16 protein-coding genes are annotated in these 15890 nt (G+C 71.0%); 9 read left to right on the top strand and 7 right to left on the bottom strand.

What is annotated here, in order from left to right; translation table 11 throughout:
* Nucleotides 1-10 precede the first annotated feature (10 nt).
* From OG966_RS10760 to OG966_RS10750, 3 genes are all read left to right on the top strand, one after another.
* Nucleotides 11-1168, top strand: a complete 1158-nt coding sequence (locus OG966_RS10760; protein WP_326649272.1) for an acetyl-CoA C-acetyltransferase — start codon at nt 11-13, stop codon at nt 1166-1168.
* A gap of 197 nt (nt 1169-1365) precedes the next feature.
* Complete coding sequence (locus OG966_RS10755; RefSeq protein ID WP_003969786.1) at nt 1366-1569, top strand: cold-shock protein; 204 nt, start codon at nt 1366-1368, stop codon at nt 1567-1569.
* Nucleotides 1570-1662: 93 nt separating this feature from the next.
* A complete protein-coding gene (locus tag OG966_RS10750) occupies nt 1663-3309 on the top strand; it encodes a DEAD/DEAH box helicase (RefSeq protein ID WP_326649271.1) in 1647 nt (548 codons plus the stop codon).
* Nucleotides 3310-3462: 153 nt separating this feature from the next.
* On the opposite strand, the gene OG966_RS10745 is transcribed toward OG966_RS10750, so the two are convergent.
* Genes OG966_RS10745 through OG966_RS10730 form a run of 4 tightly spaced genes read right to left on the bottom strand, consistent with a single transcriptional unit; the run spans nt 3463 to nt 6873 of the window.
* Nucleotides 3463-4533: an NAD(P)H-dependent flavin oxidoreductase gene (locus OG966_RS10745; RefSeq protein WP_326655155.1), complete on the bottom strand. Its 1071-nt coding sequence runs from the start codon at nt 4531-4533 to the stop codon at nt 3463-3465.
* Nucleotides 4533-5264, bottom strand: coding sequence for a CoA-transferase subunit beta (locus tag OG966_RS10740; protein WP_326649270.1), 732 nt, complete (start codon nt 5262-5264; stop codon nt 4533-4535). The genes OG966_RS10745 and OG966_RS10740 overlap by 1 nt, the downstream gene beginning before the upstream one ends.
* Nucleotides 5261-6112, bottom strand: a complete 852-nt coding sequence (locus tag OG966_RS10735) for a CoA transferase subunit A (RefSeq protein ID WP_326649269.1) — start codon at nt 6110-6112, stop codon at nt 5261-5263. The genes OG966_RS10740 and OG966_RS10735 overlap by 4 nt, the downstream gene beginning before the upstream one ends.
* Nucleotides 6109-6873, bottom strand: coding sequence for an enoyl-CoA hydratase family protein (locus OG966_RS10730; RefSeq protein WP_326649268.1), 765 nt, complete (start codon nt 6871-6873; stop codon nt 6109-6111). The genes OG966_RS10735 and OG966_RS10730 overlap by 4 nt, the downstream gene beginning before the upstream one ends.
* Before the next feature lie 56 nt (nt 6874-6929).
* On the opposite strand from OG966_RS10730, the gene OG966_RS10725 reads away from it, so the two are divergent.
* The 4 genes from OG966_RS10725 to OG966_RS10710 all read left to right on the top strand — a co-directional run bounded on the left by OG966_RS10725 (nt 6930) and on the right by OG966_RS10710 (nt 9524).
* Nucleotides 6930-7682 (top strand): SDR family oxidoreductase, encoded by a 753-nt coding sequence (locus tag OG966_RS10725; protein WP_326649266.1) that lies wholly within the window; start codon nt 6930-6932, stop codon nt 7680-7682.
* A 1-nt stretch (nt 7683) separates the two neighbouring features.
* Complete coding sequence (locus OG966_RS10720) at nt 7684-8574, top strand: SDR family oxidoreductase (RefSeq protein ID WP_326649265.1); 891 nt, start codon at nt 7684-7686, stop codon at nt 8572-8574.
* Nucleotides 8575-8729: 155 nt separating this feature from the next.
* Complete coding sequence (locus tag OG966_RS10715; protein ID WP_326649264.1) at nt 8730-9119, top strand: ribonuclease; 390 nt, start codon at nt 8730-8732, stop codon at nt 9117-9119.
* Between the two features lie 18 nt (nt 9120-9137).
* On the top strand, nt 9138-9524 hold the full coding sequence (locus tag OG966_RS10710) for a barstar family protein (protein WP_326649263.1): 387 nt from the start codon (nt 9138-9140) through the stop codon (nt 9522-9524).
* A 6-nt stretch (nt 9525-9530) separates the two neighbouring features.
* Here the strand turns inward: OG966_RS10710 and OG966_RS10705 are convergent, their stop codons facing one another.
* Nucleotides 9531-11081, bottom strand: coding sequence for an ankyrin repeat domain-containing protein (locus tag OG966_RS10705; protein ID WP_326649262.1), 1551 nt, complete (start codon nt 11079-11081; stop codon nt 9531-9533).
* Between the two features lie 23 nt (nt 11082-11104).
* Complete coding sequence (locus OG966_RS10700; RefSeq protein WP_326655153.1) at nt 11105-12004, bottom strand: hypothetical protein; 900 nt, start codon at nt 12002-12004, stop codon at nt 11105-11107.
* A gap of 238 nt (nt 12005-12242) precedes the next feature.
* Between OG966_RS10700 and OG966_RS10695 the strand changes: the two genes are divergently transcribed.
* Nucleotides 12243-13001, top strand: coding sequence for a S1 family peptidase (locus tag OG966_RS10695; RefSeq protein WP_326649261.1), 759 nt, complete (start codon nt 12243-12245; stop codon nt 12999-13001).
* A gap of 110 nt (nt 13002-13111) precedes the next feature.
* Here the strand turns inward: OG966_RS10695 and OG966_RS10690 are convergent, their stop codons facing one another.
* Complete coding sequence (locus OG966_RS10690) at nt 13112-14863, bottom strand: glycoside hydrolase family 35 protein (protein ID WP_326649260.1); 1752 nt, start codon at nt 14861-14863, stop codon at nt 13112-13114.
* A 131-nt stretch (nt 14864-14994) separates the two neighbouring features.
* Between OG966_RS10690 and OG966_RS10685 the strand changes: the two genes are divergently transcribed.
* The gene (locus tag OG966_RS10685) at nt 14995-15882 is read left to right on the top strand and encodes a helix-turn-helix domain-containing protein (RefSeq protein ID WP_326649259.1); all 888 of its coding nucleotides are present in this window, start codon (nt 14995-14997) and stop codon (nt 15880-15882) included.
* Nucleotides 15883-15890: the final 8 nt, after the last annotated feature.

Genomic DNA, 15890 nt, shown 5'->3' with positions numbered 1-15890 from the left:
AGGAGTCGTCATGGCCGAGGCCTACATAGTCGGAGCGGTTCGCACGCCGGTGGGCAGGCGCGGAGGGGGCCTCGCCGCAGTCCACCCGGCCGACCTCGGCGCGCATGTTCTGGGGGCCCTGGTCCTGCGGACCGGTGTGGACCCCGCGGCGGTCGAGGACGTCGTCTTCGGCTGCCTGGACACGGTAGGGCCGCAGGCCGGCGACATCGCCCGTACGGCATGGCTGGCGGCCGGTCTGCCCGAGGAGGTGCCGGGCGTGACGATCGACCGGCAGTGCGGCTCCTCGCAGCAGGCGGTCCACTTCGCGGCACAGGGGGTGCTCTCCGGCACCCAGGACCTGGTGGTCGCCGGCGGCACCCAGAACATGACGCAGATCCCGATCGCCTTCGCGTCCCGGCAGGCGGCCGAACCGCTCGGGCTGACAGTGGGCCCCTTCGCGGGCAGCGAGGGCTGGCGGGCCCGCTACGGCGACCTGCCGGTCAACCAGTTCCACGGTGCGCAGTTGATCGCCGAGAAGTGGGGGATCTCGCGGCGCGACATGGAGGAGTTCGCGCTCCGTTCCCACCAGCGGGCGGTCCGCGCCGTCGACGAGGGCCGCTTCGAACGGGAGCTGGTGGCGTACGGCGAGGTCACGGCGGACGAAGGGCCGCGCCGCGACACAACGCTGGAGAAGATGGCGGGCCTCAAGCCGGTCCTGGAGGGCGGCACCATCACGGCGGCCTGCTCCTCCCAGGTCTCGGACGGCGCGGCGGCGATGCTGATCGCGAGCGAACGGGCGGTCGCCGAGCACGGTCTTGTGCCGCGCGCCCGTATCCACCACCTCTCGGTACGCGGCGAGGACCCGATCCGGATGCTGTCCGCCCCGATCCCGGCGACGGCGTACGCGCTGAAGAAGACCGGCATGTCGATCGACGACGTCGACCTGGTCGAGATCAATGAGGCCTTCGCGCCCGTGGTGCTCGCCTGGCTGAAGGAGACCGGCGCCGACCCGGACAAGGTCAATGTGAACGGCGGAGCGATCGCGCTGGGTCATCCGCTGGGCGCCACGGGCGTGAAGCTGATGACCACGCTGCTGCATGAACTCGAGCGCACCGGTGGGCGGTACGGACTGCAAACGATGTGTGAAGGCGGAGGCCAGGCGAACGTGACCATCATCGAGCGGTTGTGATCACGGGCCTTCTGGGCCCGTTCGTGCTACGGTAGCGGCGTTGCAGTTTTGGTACCCATGAACTTCGTGTGCGCCTGACGGGAATGCTTCCTCAGGCGCATATTTTGTTTGCCGGATTCTCCGGATGGGGCTCAATACAACAACGGGAAATTCGCGAAGTGTGAGTTTCCGGCTTGCCCCTGTTTTAGGAGAATGACATGGCTACTGGAACCGTGAAGTGGTTCAACTCGGAAAAGGGCTTCGGCTTCATTGAGCAGGACGGCGGCGGCGCCGACGTCTTCGCCCACTACTCGAACATCGCCACCTCGGGCTTCCGTGAGCTCCAGGAAGGCCAGAAGGTTTCCTTCGACGTCACGCAGGGCCAGAAGGGCCCGCAGGCGGAGAACATCGTCCCGGCCTAACATCCGGACGCGAACCTCGCAGCCGGGGCCCGCACCGTCAAGGTGCGGGCCCCGGCTTGTGCTGTCTCACATGCCCAGGAGGGCAATATCCGCATGACTCGCTCCGAACGCCCGGCCCGCCCGACTCGAAAGCGCCCGGTCAATTCCCGCGCCAATGGCCCCGCGAAGGGCTCCGGCAAGGCTCCCGCCCGCAAGGTGGCGGCCCCGCAGGAATTCACGTTGCCGGAATCCATCACCCCCGCGCTGCCTGCCGTCGAGGCGTTCGACGAGCTGGACATGCCGGCCGCCCTGCTGAAGACCCTCGTGGCCCAGGGCGTGACCGAGCCCTTCCCGATCCAGGCCGCCACGCTGCCGAACTGTCTCGCCGGCCGGGACATCCTCGGCCGCGGGCGCACCGGCTCGGGCAAGACCCTCGCCTTCGGGCTCGCGCTGCTCGCCCGCACCGCGGGCCGGCGGGCCGAGCCGCGGGCGCCGCTCGCGCTCGTGCTCGTACCGACGCGTGAGCTCGCGCAGCAGGTCACCGACGCACTGTCGCCGTACGCGACCTCGGTGCAGCTGCGGATGACCACGGTCGTCGGCGGTATGTCGATCAGCAAGCAGGCGGGCGCGCTGCGGCGTGGCGCCGAGGTGCTCGTGGCCACGCCCGGGCGGCTCAAGGACCTGATAGAGCGCGGCGACTGCGCGCTCGACCGGGTGTCGATCACCGTCCTCGACGAGGCCGACCAGATGGCCGACATGGGCTTCATGCCGCAGGTCACGGCGCTGCTCAAGCAGGTCGAGCCGGACGGTCAGCGGATGCTCTTCTCGGCGACGCTGGACAAGAACATCGACCGCCTCGTACGGATGTTCCTGACCGACCCCGTCGTGCACTCCGTCGACCCGTCCGCGGGCGCGGTCACCACGATGGAGCACCATGTGCTGCACGTCGCGGACGAGACGGACAAGAAGGCCGTGGCCACGCGTATCGCGGCCCGTGACGGCCGGGTGATCCTCTTCGTGGACACCAAGCGCGCGGCGGACCGTTTCGCCAAGCGGCTGCTGTCCAGCGGTGTACGGGCGGCGGCGCTGCACGGCGGCCGTTCGCAGCCGCAGCGCAACCGCACCCTCGACCAGTTCAAGAACGGGCAGGTCACCGCGCTGGTCGCCACCAATGTGGCGGCCCGCGGCATCCATGTCGACGATCTCGACCTGGTCGTGAACATCGACCCGCCCGTCGACCACAAGGACTATCTGCACCGCGGCGGGCGCACCGCCCGGGCCGGCGAGTCCGGCAGCGTCGTCACGCTTGTGCTGCCCGAGCAGCGCCGTGAGATGACCCGGCTGATGGCGGACGCGGGCATCAGCCCGCGCACCGCCAGGATCAAGTCCAGCGACGATGAGCTCAGCCGCATCACCGGGGCGCGCGAGCCCTCCGGTGTCGCCATCACCATCGAGGTGCCCGAGCCGGTGGTGCAGCAGCAGCGCCCGCAGCGCCGTCGTGCCCAGGTCCCCGGCCAGGGACAGGGCGGACGTTCCGCGCAGGGCGGCGGCAGTGGCGGCGGCAGTGGCGCCGGCCGCAGCCGTGGCCGGCGCGGTGGGCAGGGCGGGCAGAGTGCTCAGGGCGGACAGGCCCGTCAGAGTGCGCAGGGCGGACAGGCCCGTCAGAGTGCGCAGGGCGGACAGGGCGGACAGGGCGGACAGGCCCGGCAGGGCGGCCGGCCGGCGCGTGGTGCGCAGGGTGGTCGCCGAACCGCGGCGTAGCACCGGTCCTGTCGGGGCTCCGCCCCGAACCCCGCGCCTCAATCGGCGGCGGGGCTGATTGTCGCCGGAGGGGCTGGTATGGGCGGGAACCAGCTCGTCCGGCGATTGAGGACACGGCCGAAGGCCGCACGGGATCCGGGGGTTTGACCCCGCTCACGGGAAGGGGCGGGGCGGGGAAGAATCCCGCGGTAGCGCGCCGAGTACCCGCGCCGCCTCGGTCATCACGCGGGCGACGAGCTCCGCACAGCTCGGCAGATCCTCGATCAGCCCGGCGATCTGCCCCGAAGCCATCACTCCGAGGTCGGTTCGCCCCTCGACCATGGAAGCCTTCAGCAGCATGGGCGTGTTGGCGGCGAGCAGGACCTGGCTCCAGCTCAGGTCCCTGCCGTGCTTCATCGCCAGGCCGTCGCGGATCATCTGCGACCAGGACAGATCCGAGAGCTTCTTGAAGCCGGCGGCACGGCGTACGGCCTGCGCCAGGGCTCTCCAGCGGCCCGCCCGCTCGAGCGAGTCGACCAGTTCCGTACGGAGCATGCGGTGCGGGAGCCCGTCGACGGCCGTGGTGACCGTGATGTCCTTGACGGTCGCGGCGAGGTAGCGGGCCTTGACCGCGTCCGGCACCGTCGAGTCCGAGGTGAGCAGGAAGCGGGTGCCCATGGCGATGCCCGCCGCTCCGTAGGCGAGCGCCGCGACCAGTCCCCGCCCGTCGTGGAAGCCGCCTGCCGCGATCACCGGGATATCCACCGCGTCGACAACGTGCGGCAGCAGCACGGTCGTTGCGACATCGCCGGTATGACCGCCGCCCTCACCGCCCTGGACGATCACCGCGTCCGCGCCCCAGGCCGCCACTTTCTCCGCGTGCCGCCGGGCCCCGATGGACGGGATCACGACCACGCCCGCGTCCTTCAGTTCGGCGATCAGCTCGCGGGACGGCGCGAGCGCGAAGGACGCGACTTTCACGCCCTCGTCGATGATGATCCGGACCCGGTCACGGGCATCCCCGGCATCGGCGCGGAGATTGACCCCGAAGGGCGCGTCCGTACGGGACATGACCTCGCGGACGGCCTGGCGCAGCTGGTCGGCGGTCATCGTCGCGGAGGCGAGAATGCCGAGTGCCCCCGCGTTGGCGGTGGCGGAGACCAGGCGGGGCCCGGCGACCCAGCCCATGCCGGTCTGCACGATGGGGTGCCGGACTCCGGTGAGTCTGGTGAGGGCGGTCTCCATCACGCGGGGACCTCGCGCTCGCGCGTGCCCTTCGGGTCGATCACCTCGCGGATCAGGCGCAGTTCGGCGGCGGTGGGCTCGCGGGTGTACGGGACGTGGGCGGGGATCGTGAGCGCGAAGCCGGTCGCCCGCCGGATCTGGTCGACCGTGACACCCGGGTGCAGGGACGCGAGCCGCATCGAGCGGTCGGGGGTCGCGAAGTCGAAGACGCCCAGATTGGATACGACGCGCGGGATGCGGTGGAAACGGGACGCGGACGGGCCTGCGGCGGCCGCATTGTCGTAACCGACGCCGCTGACCATGTCGACGCGCTCGACGAAGACGCGGGAGGAGTGTCTGGGCACCCAGTAACTGACCTGATTGTTGAGGGTGTTGACGGGCGCGCCGCGTACGCCGAGCAGCTGGCGCGCCGGCCGCTCCCAGTCGCCTATGCAGGAGATGTTCTGGTTGCCGAAGCGGTCGATCTGGCTAGCTCCCATCATGACGTGCCGCTTTCCGCCGGTGACCATGGCCAGGTGCTGGCGGTACGGCAGCCAGCCCTCCGTCGCGCCGCCGAGGTCGACGAGCATCGCCTCGCCGTCGGTGAGGAGGAGGTCGGGGGAGAAGGTGCGCTTGGCCAGCCGGGCGCCGAAGGAGGAGACGGGGGCCATGGTGGCGGCCAGTATTTCGCCATTGCCCCGCCAGGCCTCGGCGCAGGCGACGACGCAGTACTCGGAACGGCTGATGGTCACTGCTGCTCCTTGTGCCAGGTCCGGACGGCGCACTGGTAGTCGCGCTCGGTCGTGCCGGAGAGGAAACGCTCGGCGAACTCCGGCCAGGGGGTGGACGCGTACAGCTTCTGGAAGGTCTCGTCACGGCCGTACTCGGGAGCGCAGGAGGTGAAGTGCGCGCCGTTCGGTGTCTCGACCACGCCGGTGACCGAGTGACGTTTGACCAGCAGGGTCTGCGGCGCGGCGTCCTTGGTGAGTTCGGCGGTCTCCACGAGTCGCTCGCAGGAGACGTACGCGGCGTCGGCGGCCTCGCAGAACAGATCGTCGAAGTACGGATCGGGACCCAGGTACTGGCCGTTGCCGAACCGGTCGGCGCGGTTGAGGTGGACGAGCGCCGCGTCCATCCGCAGGGCCGGTACGGCGACGAACTCCTCGCCGTCCTCGTACGGTGAAGTGACCGTCCGCAGCCCGGGGTTGACCCGCATGACGTCGGATCCGATTCCGGCCCGCACCGGGAGGAAGGGCAGCCGGTTGGCGGCGGCGTGCAGCCCCCACATGAACATCGCTTCGTCGATCTCGGTGAGCGCGAAGTCGCCGCGCTCGCGGGCGGCGCGGAAATGCGGTTCGAGCGGGATCGAGTCGAGGGTGACGAAGGCCGTCACGAGTCTGCGGATCCGGCCGGCGGCAGCGAGGAGGCCGATGTCGGGGCCACCGCAGGACACGACGGTGAGATCGGTGATCTCGGTACGCAGCAGTGCCCGCACCAGCGCCATCGGCTTGCGACGCGAGCCCCAGCCGCCGATACCGATCGTCATTCCGCTGCGGAACCCGGACACCGCCTCGTCGGGCGTCATGGTCTTGTCCGTCACGCTCGGTCCTCCTCGCCGAAGGTGTCCTTGCCGAAGGTGTCGCGGACGCGGTCGGCGACACCGCTGAGGTTGGCCTCGAAGGTGAAGCCCTGCTCGAAGCGGTAGCTGCGGTGTACGTCGACGGGGTCGATGCCGTTGATGGCGGCCTTGGCCAGCCGGATCAGGTATCCGTCCTTGCGTGCGATCTCCCGCGCCAGCTCCAGGGCCGCGGCGGTCAGTTCCTCGCGCGGGACGACCCTCCAGACCGAGCCGTGGGCGTGCAACTGCTGCGCGGTCGCGGTGCGCGAGGTGTAGTACAGGGCGCGCATCAGATGCTGCGGGACGAGACGGGCGAGATGAGTGGCCGCGCCGAGCGCGCCCCGGTCCAGCTCCGGCAGCCCGAAGGTGGCGTCGTCGGAGGCGACGATCGCGTCCGCGTTGCCGACAAGGCCGATACCGCCGCCCAGGCAGAAGCCGTTCACCGCCGCGACGACCGGCACCTCGCACTCGTAGACGGCGGCGAAGGCCTCGTAACAGCCGCGGTTGGCGCCGACGAGCGCGGAGTGTCCGGTGTCGCGCTGCATCTCCTTGATGTCGACGCCCGCGTTGAAGCCACGACCGGCGGCGGCCAGGACGACACAGCGGGTCCCGGGGTCGCGGCCGGCCGCGCGGAGGGTGTCGGCGAGGTCGTACCAGCCCTGTACGGGGAGGGCGTTGACGGGTGGGAAGTCGGCCGTGACAACACAAATGCCCTTCTCGGGGCGTGCGGTGGAGACACCCATGAGTGGATCAGCTACCTTTCCACCAAACATTTGTTAGGTGAGGAAGGTAGCAGCCGATGGAGCTGGACGGGAGGGTCGTCGTCGTCACCGGCGGCACACGGGGCGTGGGCGCGGGGATCGCGCGGGCCTTCCTGCGGGCGGGCGCCGAGGTGGTGGTCTGTGCCCGCAGGCCGCCGGAAGTCCCCGTCGCCGGAGCCGAGTTCGCAACCCTTGATCTGCGCGAACCGGCCGCGGTGGGGGAGTTCTTCCACTCGGTCGTGGCGCGGCACGGCCGGCTCGACGCCCTTGTCAACAACGCGGGCGGGACACCGTACCGGCTGCTCGGCGAAGGCGAAGCGGCCCGTCATGCCCGCGTGATCGAGCTCAATCTCACCGCGCCGCTGACCGCCTCGCTCGCGGCGTACGAACATCTCAAGGCGGCCCGCGGATCGATCGTGATGATCGGCAGCGTCAGTGGCGGCCGGCCGTCCCCGGGCACGGCGGCGTACGGGGCGGCGAAGGCGGGACTGGAGAACCTGGCCCGCTCCATGGCCGTGGAGTGGGCGCCCGAGGTGCGCGTGAACACGCTTGTCCTCGGCATGGTCCGCACCGAACTGTCCCCTCTGCACTACGGGGACGACGAGGGCGTGGCGGCGGTCGGCCGTACGGTGCCGCTGGGCCGGCTGGCCGAGCCGTCGGAGATCGGTGACGCGGCCGTCTTCCTCGCCTCGGAGCGGGCGGCGTACGTGAGCGGAGCCTCGCTGCTGGTGCACGGGGGCGGAGAGCGCCCCGCGTTCCTCGATGCCGCAACTGTCAACAAGGAGACGTGAGATGACTGGGGCAACCGGGATCTGTGAAGGACGCGTTGTGATCGTCACAGGTGCGGGGCGCGGTCTGGGGCGGGCCCATGCGCTCGCCTTCGCAGCCGAGGGGGCGAAGGTCGTCGTCAATGACCTCGGCGTCGGGCTGGACGGGGCGGGCTGCTCGGAGAGCCCTGCCCAGCAGGTCGTCGGCGAGATCACGGCGGCGGGTGGTGCTGCGGTGGCGCACGGCGGCGACATCGCCACGACCGACGGTGCCGCGTCCCTCGTCGCCGCCGCGCTGGAGACGTACGGCCGACTCGACACCCTCGTCAACAACGCCGGGTTTCTGCGAGACCGGATGCTCGTCAACCTCGACGAGGACGACTGGGACGCCGTCATGCGGGTGCATGTGAAGGGCCACTTCCTGCCGCTCAAGCATGCCGCGGCGCACTGGCGCTCCGAGGCCGGGGCGGGTCGGCCGGTGGCGGCCCGGGTGGTCAACACCACCTCCGGAGCAGGGCTGCTGGGCAGTGTCGGCCAGGGCAACTACGCGGCCGCCAAGGCCGGGATCATCGGGCTGACGCTGGTCGCCTCGGCCGAGATGGGCCGGTACGGCGTCCAGGTCAACGCCATCGCGCCGGCGGCCCGTACCCGTATGACCGAGGACACCTTCGCCGGTCTGTCCGCCCTGCCCGAGGACGTCTCGCCGCTCGTCGTCTGGCTCGGCTCCGCCGCCAGCACGGGCGTGACGGGCCGGGTCTTCGAGGCCGAGGCGGGCCGCATCACCGTCATGGAGGGCTGGCGGCCGGGACCCACCGCGGACAAGGGTGCGCGCTGGACCCCGTCCGGGGCGGGCGAGGCCGCACGGAAGCTGCTGGCTGACTCCGAGACTCCGCAACCGGTCTACGGCGCGCGGTAATGGCGCGGGCGTAAGCGGTGAGGATGCCGCCGGCCCGGGGGAGCGGGCCAAGTCCTTCACGGCGCCGGAGTCCTGCGTCCACCCAGGTTAACTCGTAGAAAACTAAAGGGCTTTGGGGTTGACGCGTTCATGTCTACGCGCGTCATGATGTCGGTATGCGAATCCCCCCACGAATCGCCGTTCTCGGCGGCATCGCCGCCCTCGCCTCCACCCTCCTCATCGGCGGACAGGCCACGGCCACCCCGACGACCGCGGCCGCGGTCGGTGACGTCTGCTACTCCGCCCTCCCCTCCCAGGCGCACGACACACTCGACCTGATCGAGTCCGGCGGGCCGTTCCCGTATCCCCAGGACGGCACCGTCTTCCAGAACCGCGACGGCGTCCTGCCGTCGCATTCGACCGGCTACTACCACGAGTACACCGTCAAGACGCCGGGCTCCTCCAACCGCGGCGCCCGCCGCGTCGTCACGGGCAACACGGCCCAGGAGGACTACTACACCGCCGACCACTACGCCTCGTTCGACCTCGTCGACTACGGCTGCTGAGCCGGTATCCTCCGCCCCGTGACGAAGACCTATGTGATCGACGGGGCGGAGGTCACCGACCTGGAGAGCTTCTGGCGGGTGATCGGCGAAGCGGTGAACGGGACCGGCGGGTACTTCGGCCGCAATCTCGACTCGTTCGCAGACTGCCTCGGCGGCGGCTTCGGTACACCGGACGACGGCGACTTCGTCATCGAGTGGCGCGACCACGAACTCTCCCGCCGGGCACTCGGGCGGGACGAGACCGTACGCCGGCTGCGGCTGCGGCTGGAACGCGGCCATCCGCTGAACAGGGCCGCCGTCCAGGCCGAGTTGGACGAGGCGGAGGCCGGTCGTGGTACGACCGTCTTCGACTGGCTGGCGCAGATCATCGAGGAGCGGAAACCCGGCGGGCTACGGCTCCGCTGAACCGGGTCAGCGGCAGCGCGGCGACGTCTGTTCCAGCCGACGCCTGAGCTGTGGGTCCTGCAGCTGCCGCACCGCGTCCACCGCCGTGTCCCGGGCATACCCGTCCGGATCCTCGTCGGCGAGGATCCTGGCCAACGCCGCGGCGGCACGCGGATCCTGACGCATCGCCAGTCCCCGGGCCGCCTCCGCCGCCGTGTCCGCGTCCGGGTCGTTGAGCCGTGCCGCCAGTGCCTCGCGGATCTCGTGACTATCGGCCTCGATGCCCGCCAGCGCCATCGTCGCCCAGTCCCTGACATGGGTGTCCGCGTCCCGGCTCAGAGTGATCACCGCCTCGACGCCCTCCGTATGGCCGCCCGGAACCAGCCCGCACAGCGCCAGCGCCACCCGGTGGCGTACCTCCGCGTCCGGATGCCCGGCATGCCGCAGGATCTCGGGCAGCGCGGCCGGATCCCCGTGGTGCCCGAGACCGAGCACGGCCGCCTGGATCAGCTCCGGATCCCGCGCCTCCCGGGACAGCTCGCGCAGCAGCGGCAACGCCCGCGCGGCGAACGGCCGCCGCGGGCCCGACCCGTCGGGCCCGGCGTCCTCGTCCGGCCCCGGACGCACGAACCCCAGCTGTGCCAGCACGTCCGCCGCGAACGCCTGGCGCAGGGGATCGTCGCTCGCGCACCACGCGGCCGCCGCCTGGAAGGTCTCCTCGTCGCCGCGGCTCCACAGCGCCGTCACCGACTCGACCCAGTCGTCCTGATCGGGATCCCCGCAACGCAGGGCCCGTTCGGCGAGCTCCGCGTACGGAGTCATTGTCCCCAGCTCGCCTTCCAGAAGTGTCGCGATCGCACCGTGGCCGGTCTGCCGCTCATTGCCGGCCGACGGGCTGCCGTCCCGTAGCAGCTCGACGACGACGGTCACCCCGCCGTCCTCCTCGACCCGGCGCGTGAAGATCTCGTACTCCTCGCTGTCCGCCACCTCGTACGCCCGCAGCAGCCCCTCCCGCAGCTCCCGCTCCACATCCCGTACGAGCCACTGCCTGGCCTCGGTCAGCGCTGCCTCCGTCGCGCCGGCGCCGTGCCGCAGCAGGGCCCGCACCGTCGAAGGAGAGCCGCGCCGGGCGGCGAGCACCAGTGGCGGCTCGCCGCTCGGGCCCGGCAGATCGGGGTCGGCGCCGTACTCCAGCAGCACCTCCACCGTCCCGGCGTGCCCCTGCTCCACCGCCCAGACCATGGCCCTGAAGCCGTACGCCTCCGGAAGATCGGGCCTGGCGCCCGCAGCGAGCAGCGCCCGCACCACCTCGGTGTGTCCGCCGACCGCGGCCCCGCACAGCGGCAGGTCCCCGGCGTCGGGGCCGCCCGCGCGCTCGGGCGCGGCTCCCGCGGCCAGCAGCAGCCGCACGATGCCCACCTCGTCGCTCACCGCCGCCAGATAGAGCGGCGTCTGCCCGTCCTCGTCGGTCACATCGGCGGGGATTCCGGCCCTCAGCAGCCCTACGACAGCGTCGTCCGCGCCGCCGTGCACCGCCTCGAACAGCTCGCGGGCGCCCGCTGTCGGCTCTTTCGTCATGGTTCGACCCTACGGAAGATCGGTCAGGTGTCGCATTCCAGAATCGTGCGGCACAGCCCGCAGCGGACCCGCGCCCGCCCCCTCACGGCAACCCGGATGCGCTGATGGCAGGTGGGACACGAGAAGGAGACGAGCAGCCCGTCAGCCCCGCGTTCGAAGGCGTAGGCGGACGATCCGGCAGTCGCGTGGGCGGAGCCCGGGTGCTCCCGGGCGTGGCGCCGGTCCTTGGCGTAGCGATGGCGGCCCGTCCAGCCCGCGGTCGTCAGCGGCGGCTGCTGTGCGTCGCGCAGTGCCTGGGCGCGGCCCTTGGTGTAGGCGGTGTACCCCTGCGGGCTGGTGAACCAGGGGGAGGGGTCCTCGTCGAAGGCGATCGCCCGCTTGGCGAGGACGTAGCCGAACTCCTCCGGGGTGAGGTAGCCGAGCTTCTGGCTGGAGACGCTGTCCTCCCGGAACGCGTCGAGGAGCAGCCAGCCGGAGCCGAGATACGTGGTCGCGGTGTCGGTGAGGATCTCGTTGTCGCGGGTGCCCGGGAAGGACAGGTCGAGCCGGTGCAGCAGCACATGCATGATCTCGTGGGCGAGGGCCGCCCCGATGTCCCTGCGATGGGTGCGGAAGCGGTCGTTGAGCTCGATGAAGTACTCCGGTCCCGCGGCGAGTTCGACGCTGGCGGCATGCTGCATCTCGCGGAAACTCACGATCATCCGGGCGTCCGGCAGCCGCAGATGCTGTACCAGGGCGCGGGCGACGCGCTGCGCGCCGAGATGCAGATCGTCCTGGTCGGAGAAGGCGACATCGGCCGGGACGACGCTCGGGGCGTAGGAGAGCACGGTATCCGGCGAGAGGCGCCTGTAGAGCGCGGTGATCGCCGCACGCACGGTGTCGAGGTGCGGAAAGCCGTGTACGACCTCGCTGCCGTTCGCCACCACGTCCCGTAACCCCCCATGCACGTCGGTCGGCCTGAATCAACTGTACGGGGGAGAGAGGGCGGATCCCCGCTGGTGACAGTGGCCGAAAACTGCTCCTTGTGGCCTGGTGATCCACTCTTCATAATCCGGATCACGCTTGTCCGGCCCATGTCAGCGCGCGCGATGCTGCGGCGGATTCCGGCGCGGGCGTAAGTCTCAACCCCCCACGAAAGGCACTCCGTTGAAGAAGCAGCTTGTGCGTGTGCTCCAGAGATGCGCCGCAGCCGGCGCCGTCGTCCTCGCGGCGATCAGTCTTCAGCCCGGCTCGGCCTCGGCCGCCACGCCGCCCGTCGTCGGCGGAACCCGGGCCGCTCAGGGCGAATTCCCGTTCATGGTCCGCCTCTCCATGGGCTGTGGCGGCGCGCTGTACGCCAAGAACATCGTGCTGACCGCCGCCCACTGTGTGAACGGCTCCGGCAACAACACCAGCATCACCGCGACCGCGGGCGTCGTGGACCTGCAGAGCTCCAGCGCCATCAAGGTGAAGTCGACCAAGGTCCTGCAGGCGCCCGGCTACAACGGCACCGGCAAGGACTGGGCGCTGATCAAGCTCGCCAAGAACATCGACCTGCCCACCCTGAAGATCGCCGACACGAAGGCCTACGACAAGGGCACCTTCACGGTCGCCGGCTGGGGCGCGGCCACCGAGGGCGGCGGCCAGCAGCGCTACCTCCGCAAGGCCCAGGTGCCCTTCGTCTCCGACGCCAGCTGTAAGCAGGCGTACCCCGAGCTCGTGTCCGGCGAGGAGATCTGCGCCGGGTTGCAGCAGGGCGGCGTGGACACCTGCCAGGGTGACTCCGGCGGCCCGATGTTCCGCAAGGACAACAACAACGCCTGGATCCAGGTCGGCATCGTGAGCTGGGGCGAGGGCTGCGCACGGCCCAACTTCCCGGGTGTCTATACCGAGGTGTCCACCTTCGCAGCCGCCATCAAGTCCGCGGCGGCAGGCCTCTAGCACTTCGAGCGGTACGCGCAAAGGGCCGGTCCTTCATGTGGGCCGGCCCTCTCCCGTGCGTACCGCCGGGAGAACCCGTGCGTACCGCCGGGAGAACCCGTGCGTACCGCTCACGAGAAGTGGGCGAACCGGTCGCCCGAGCCCTCCAGCTCCAGCACCCACACCTCGTTCGTGCCCACGCGCAGCACCGGCCCGGGAACGTACAGCGTCCGCTGCGGTCCTGCCGACCAGTAGCGGCCGAGACCGAAGCCGTTCACCCACACGAAACCCCGTGTCCAGCCCGGCAGTTCCAGCGACGCGTCGCCGGGTTCGCTCACCTCGAACGGGGCCCGGTACAGACCCGTCGCCCCGTCCTGCGCCGTCTCGCGGAACGGCACTTTCCCGACCGCGCCCGCTTCCTCGAAGGCATCCAGCCGCAGCCCCCGCGCCCGTACGCCGTGCAGATACTGCCGCTCGTGCAGTACGCCGCCGGAGATGCCCTTCGGCTCGCCCGTCCGCGGCCCGTAGTTGACGCGCCCCAGCGACTCCACCCACAGCTCCACCGCGGCGGGCCCGGCCACCGGTTCATCGAGCGCGGCGTCCTCGTCGCTCAGTACCCCGGCCCGCATCCCGTCGACGTACACGACGGCCCGGTCCCGCAGACCGGACACACTCAGCGGATACGGCTGCCGCGGGCCCGGAACGCCGACCCGGTAGCGGACCAGACCCCGGTCCACGCCAAGTTCCTCGAAGGTGGGTGGAACAGGCCCCTCCGACTCCTCGTCGCCGAGCGTCTCCAGTACCTCGTCGAGCGGTGCCCATTCGGTGAGCTCCGCCCGCACCGGCGCGCCCAGAACGGCGGGCGCCGGCGGCAGGTCCGGCAGCGGACCCTCCTGGTACAGCGCGAGCACGTCCCGGAACAGCCGGAACTTCTCCGTCGGCCGCCCGTACTCGTCGATCGGCGCGTCGTAGTCGTACGACGTGACATCCGGCTGGAACCCGCCCATGTGCAGGGCGCCGCCCGCCCGGTTGGCACCCGCCCAGCCGGCAAAGTTCGTGCCGCCGTGCGCCATATAGACATTGACCGAGGCGCCGCACTCCAGGATCTCGCGCAGCGCCGCCGCGGCATCCCCCGGATCCCGTACGACATGGTCCCCGCCCCAGTGGTCGAACCAGCCGCACCAGAACTCCATGCACATCAGCGGCCCCCGCGGCCGATGGCGGCGCAGCGTCGCGAAGCACTCACGGGCCCCCGACCCGAAGTTCACCGTCGCCAGCACCCCGGGCACCGAGCCGCCGGTGAGCATATGGTCCTCGGGCCCGTCGGAGGTGAACAGCGGCACGGTCACCCCGCAGCCCCGCAGCAGATCCACGAGATGACGCAGATAGCCCTGGTCGCAGCCGTAACTGCCGTACTCGTTCTCGACCTGCACCATGATCACCGGACCGCCGTGCCCGATCTGCCGCTCCACCACCTGCGGCAGCAGCCGGGTGAACCACCGCTCCACATGCCCCAGGTACTCGGCGTCGTCCGAGCGCACCCGCCGTCCCAGCCGTCCGGTCAGCCAGTACGGCAGCCCGCCGTTCTCCCACTCGGCGCAGATGTACGGCCCCGGCCGCACGATCGCACACAGGCCCGCCGCCTGCGCGGCGTCCAGGAACCGGCCCAGCGCGTCGGCGTCCGCGTACCGGCCGGGCTCCGGCTCATGCAGATTCCACGGGACGTATGTCTCGACGCAGTTGAGGCCCATGGCGCGCAGCATGGCCAGCCGGTGCTCCCACTGCGCCTCGTGCACCCGGAAGTAGTGCAGCGCTCCCGACAGCAGCCGCACGGGCCGCCCGTCCACCAGGAAGTCCGCATCACTCACAGTGAAATCAGCCACCGTCCACCCCTCGCTCGGCCTCGTACCGCGGCCAACCATCGCCCCCTGGCGGCGGGCCGGTCCATGGACAAAGATCGGCGCTGTTTGGACGCAACGCCGGCACCCGGAGCCCAGGGAGAGGACAGAGGCGGATGTACCACACCTGGATGCGCTATTTCACCCCGAGCCCCGTCCATCACCGCCTCGGTCTGGCCTGTCTCGGCGTCGGCCTCCAGCACGGCGTCCTGCCCACCGTCGGACCCCGTACCCTCGACCACCATGTCGCCGTCGTGATCAGCGCCGGCAGCGGCTGGTTCCGGGGCCCCGACGGACGGCGCGCCACCGTGACCGCGCCCGCTCTGATCTGGCTCACGCCCGGCGTTCCGCACCACTACGGTCCCGATCCGGCAGGCGGCTGGGACGAGAGCTTCGTCGACTTCACCGGGCCCGCGACCGCCACCTACACCGAGCTCGGCTACATCGAGCCGGACCGGCCCGTCGTCCCGCTCGCCGACGCGGCCGGGGCCCGCGCAGCCGTCGGCCGGATCGCCCGCGCCGCGCACAGCGGCAACCCGCTCCTCGAGGTCGAGACGGGCGCCGCTGTCCATGAACTCCTGGTCGCGCTGCGCCGCGCCCGCGCCGACACCAACGCCGAGGGCGACCCGGTGCTCACCGCGCTGGCCCGCGACGCCTTCCAGTCGCTGTCCGTCGCCGAACACGCCGCCCGGCACGGGATGACCCCCGCCGAACTGCGCGCCGCCGTTCGCCGCGGCGCGGGCCGCAGCCCCAAGGAGTACCTGCTCGGCATCCGCCTCGGCCGTGCGAAGGAACTGCTCGTGGCCACCGAGCTGCCCGTCGCCGCCGTCGCCCGCCGCGTCGGCTACGAGGACCCGGCGTACTTCTCCCGGCTGTTCACCCGTCGCGTCGGCATCGCGCCCGTCCGCTTCCGTGAGCAACAGGGCCACACCGTCCCCGGCGGCTGGAGCAACCGGATCCCGGACCCGGACCACCCCCCGACGATCACTATGGGATCGACGTAAGCTCGCTG

The organism is Streptomyces sp. NBC_01750 (genome assembly GCF_035918095.1).
Classification (GTDB): domain Bacteria; phylum Actinomycetota; class Actinomycetes; order Streptomycetales; family Streptomycetaceae; genus Streptomyces.
This window is presented reverse-complemented; position numbering and strand designations above follow the sequence as displayed.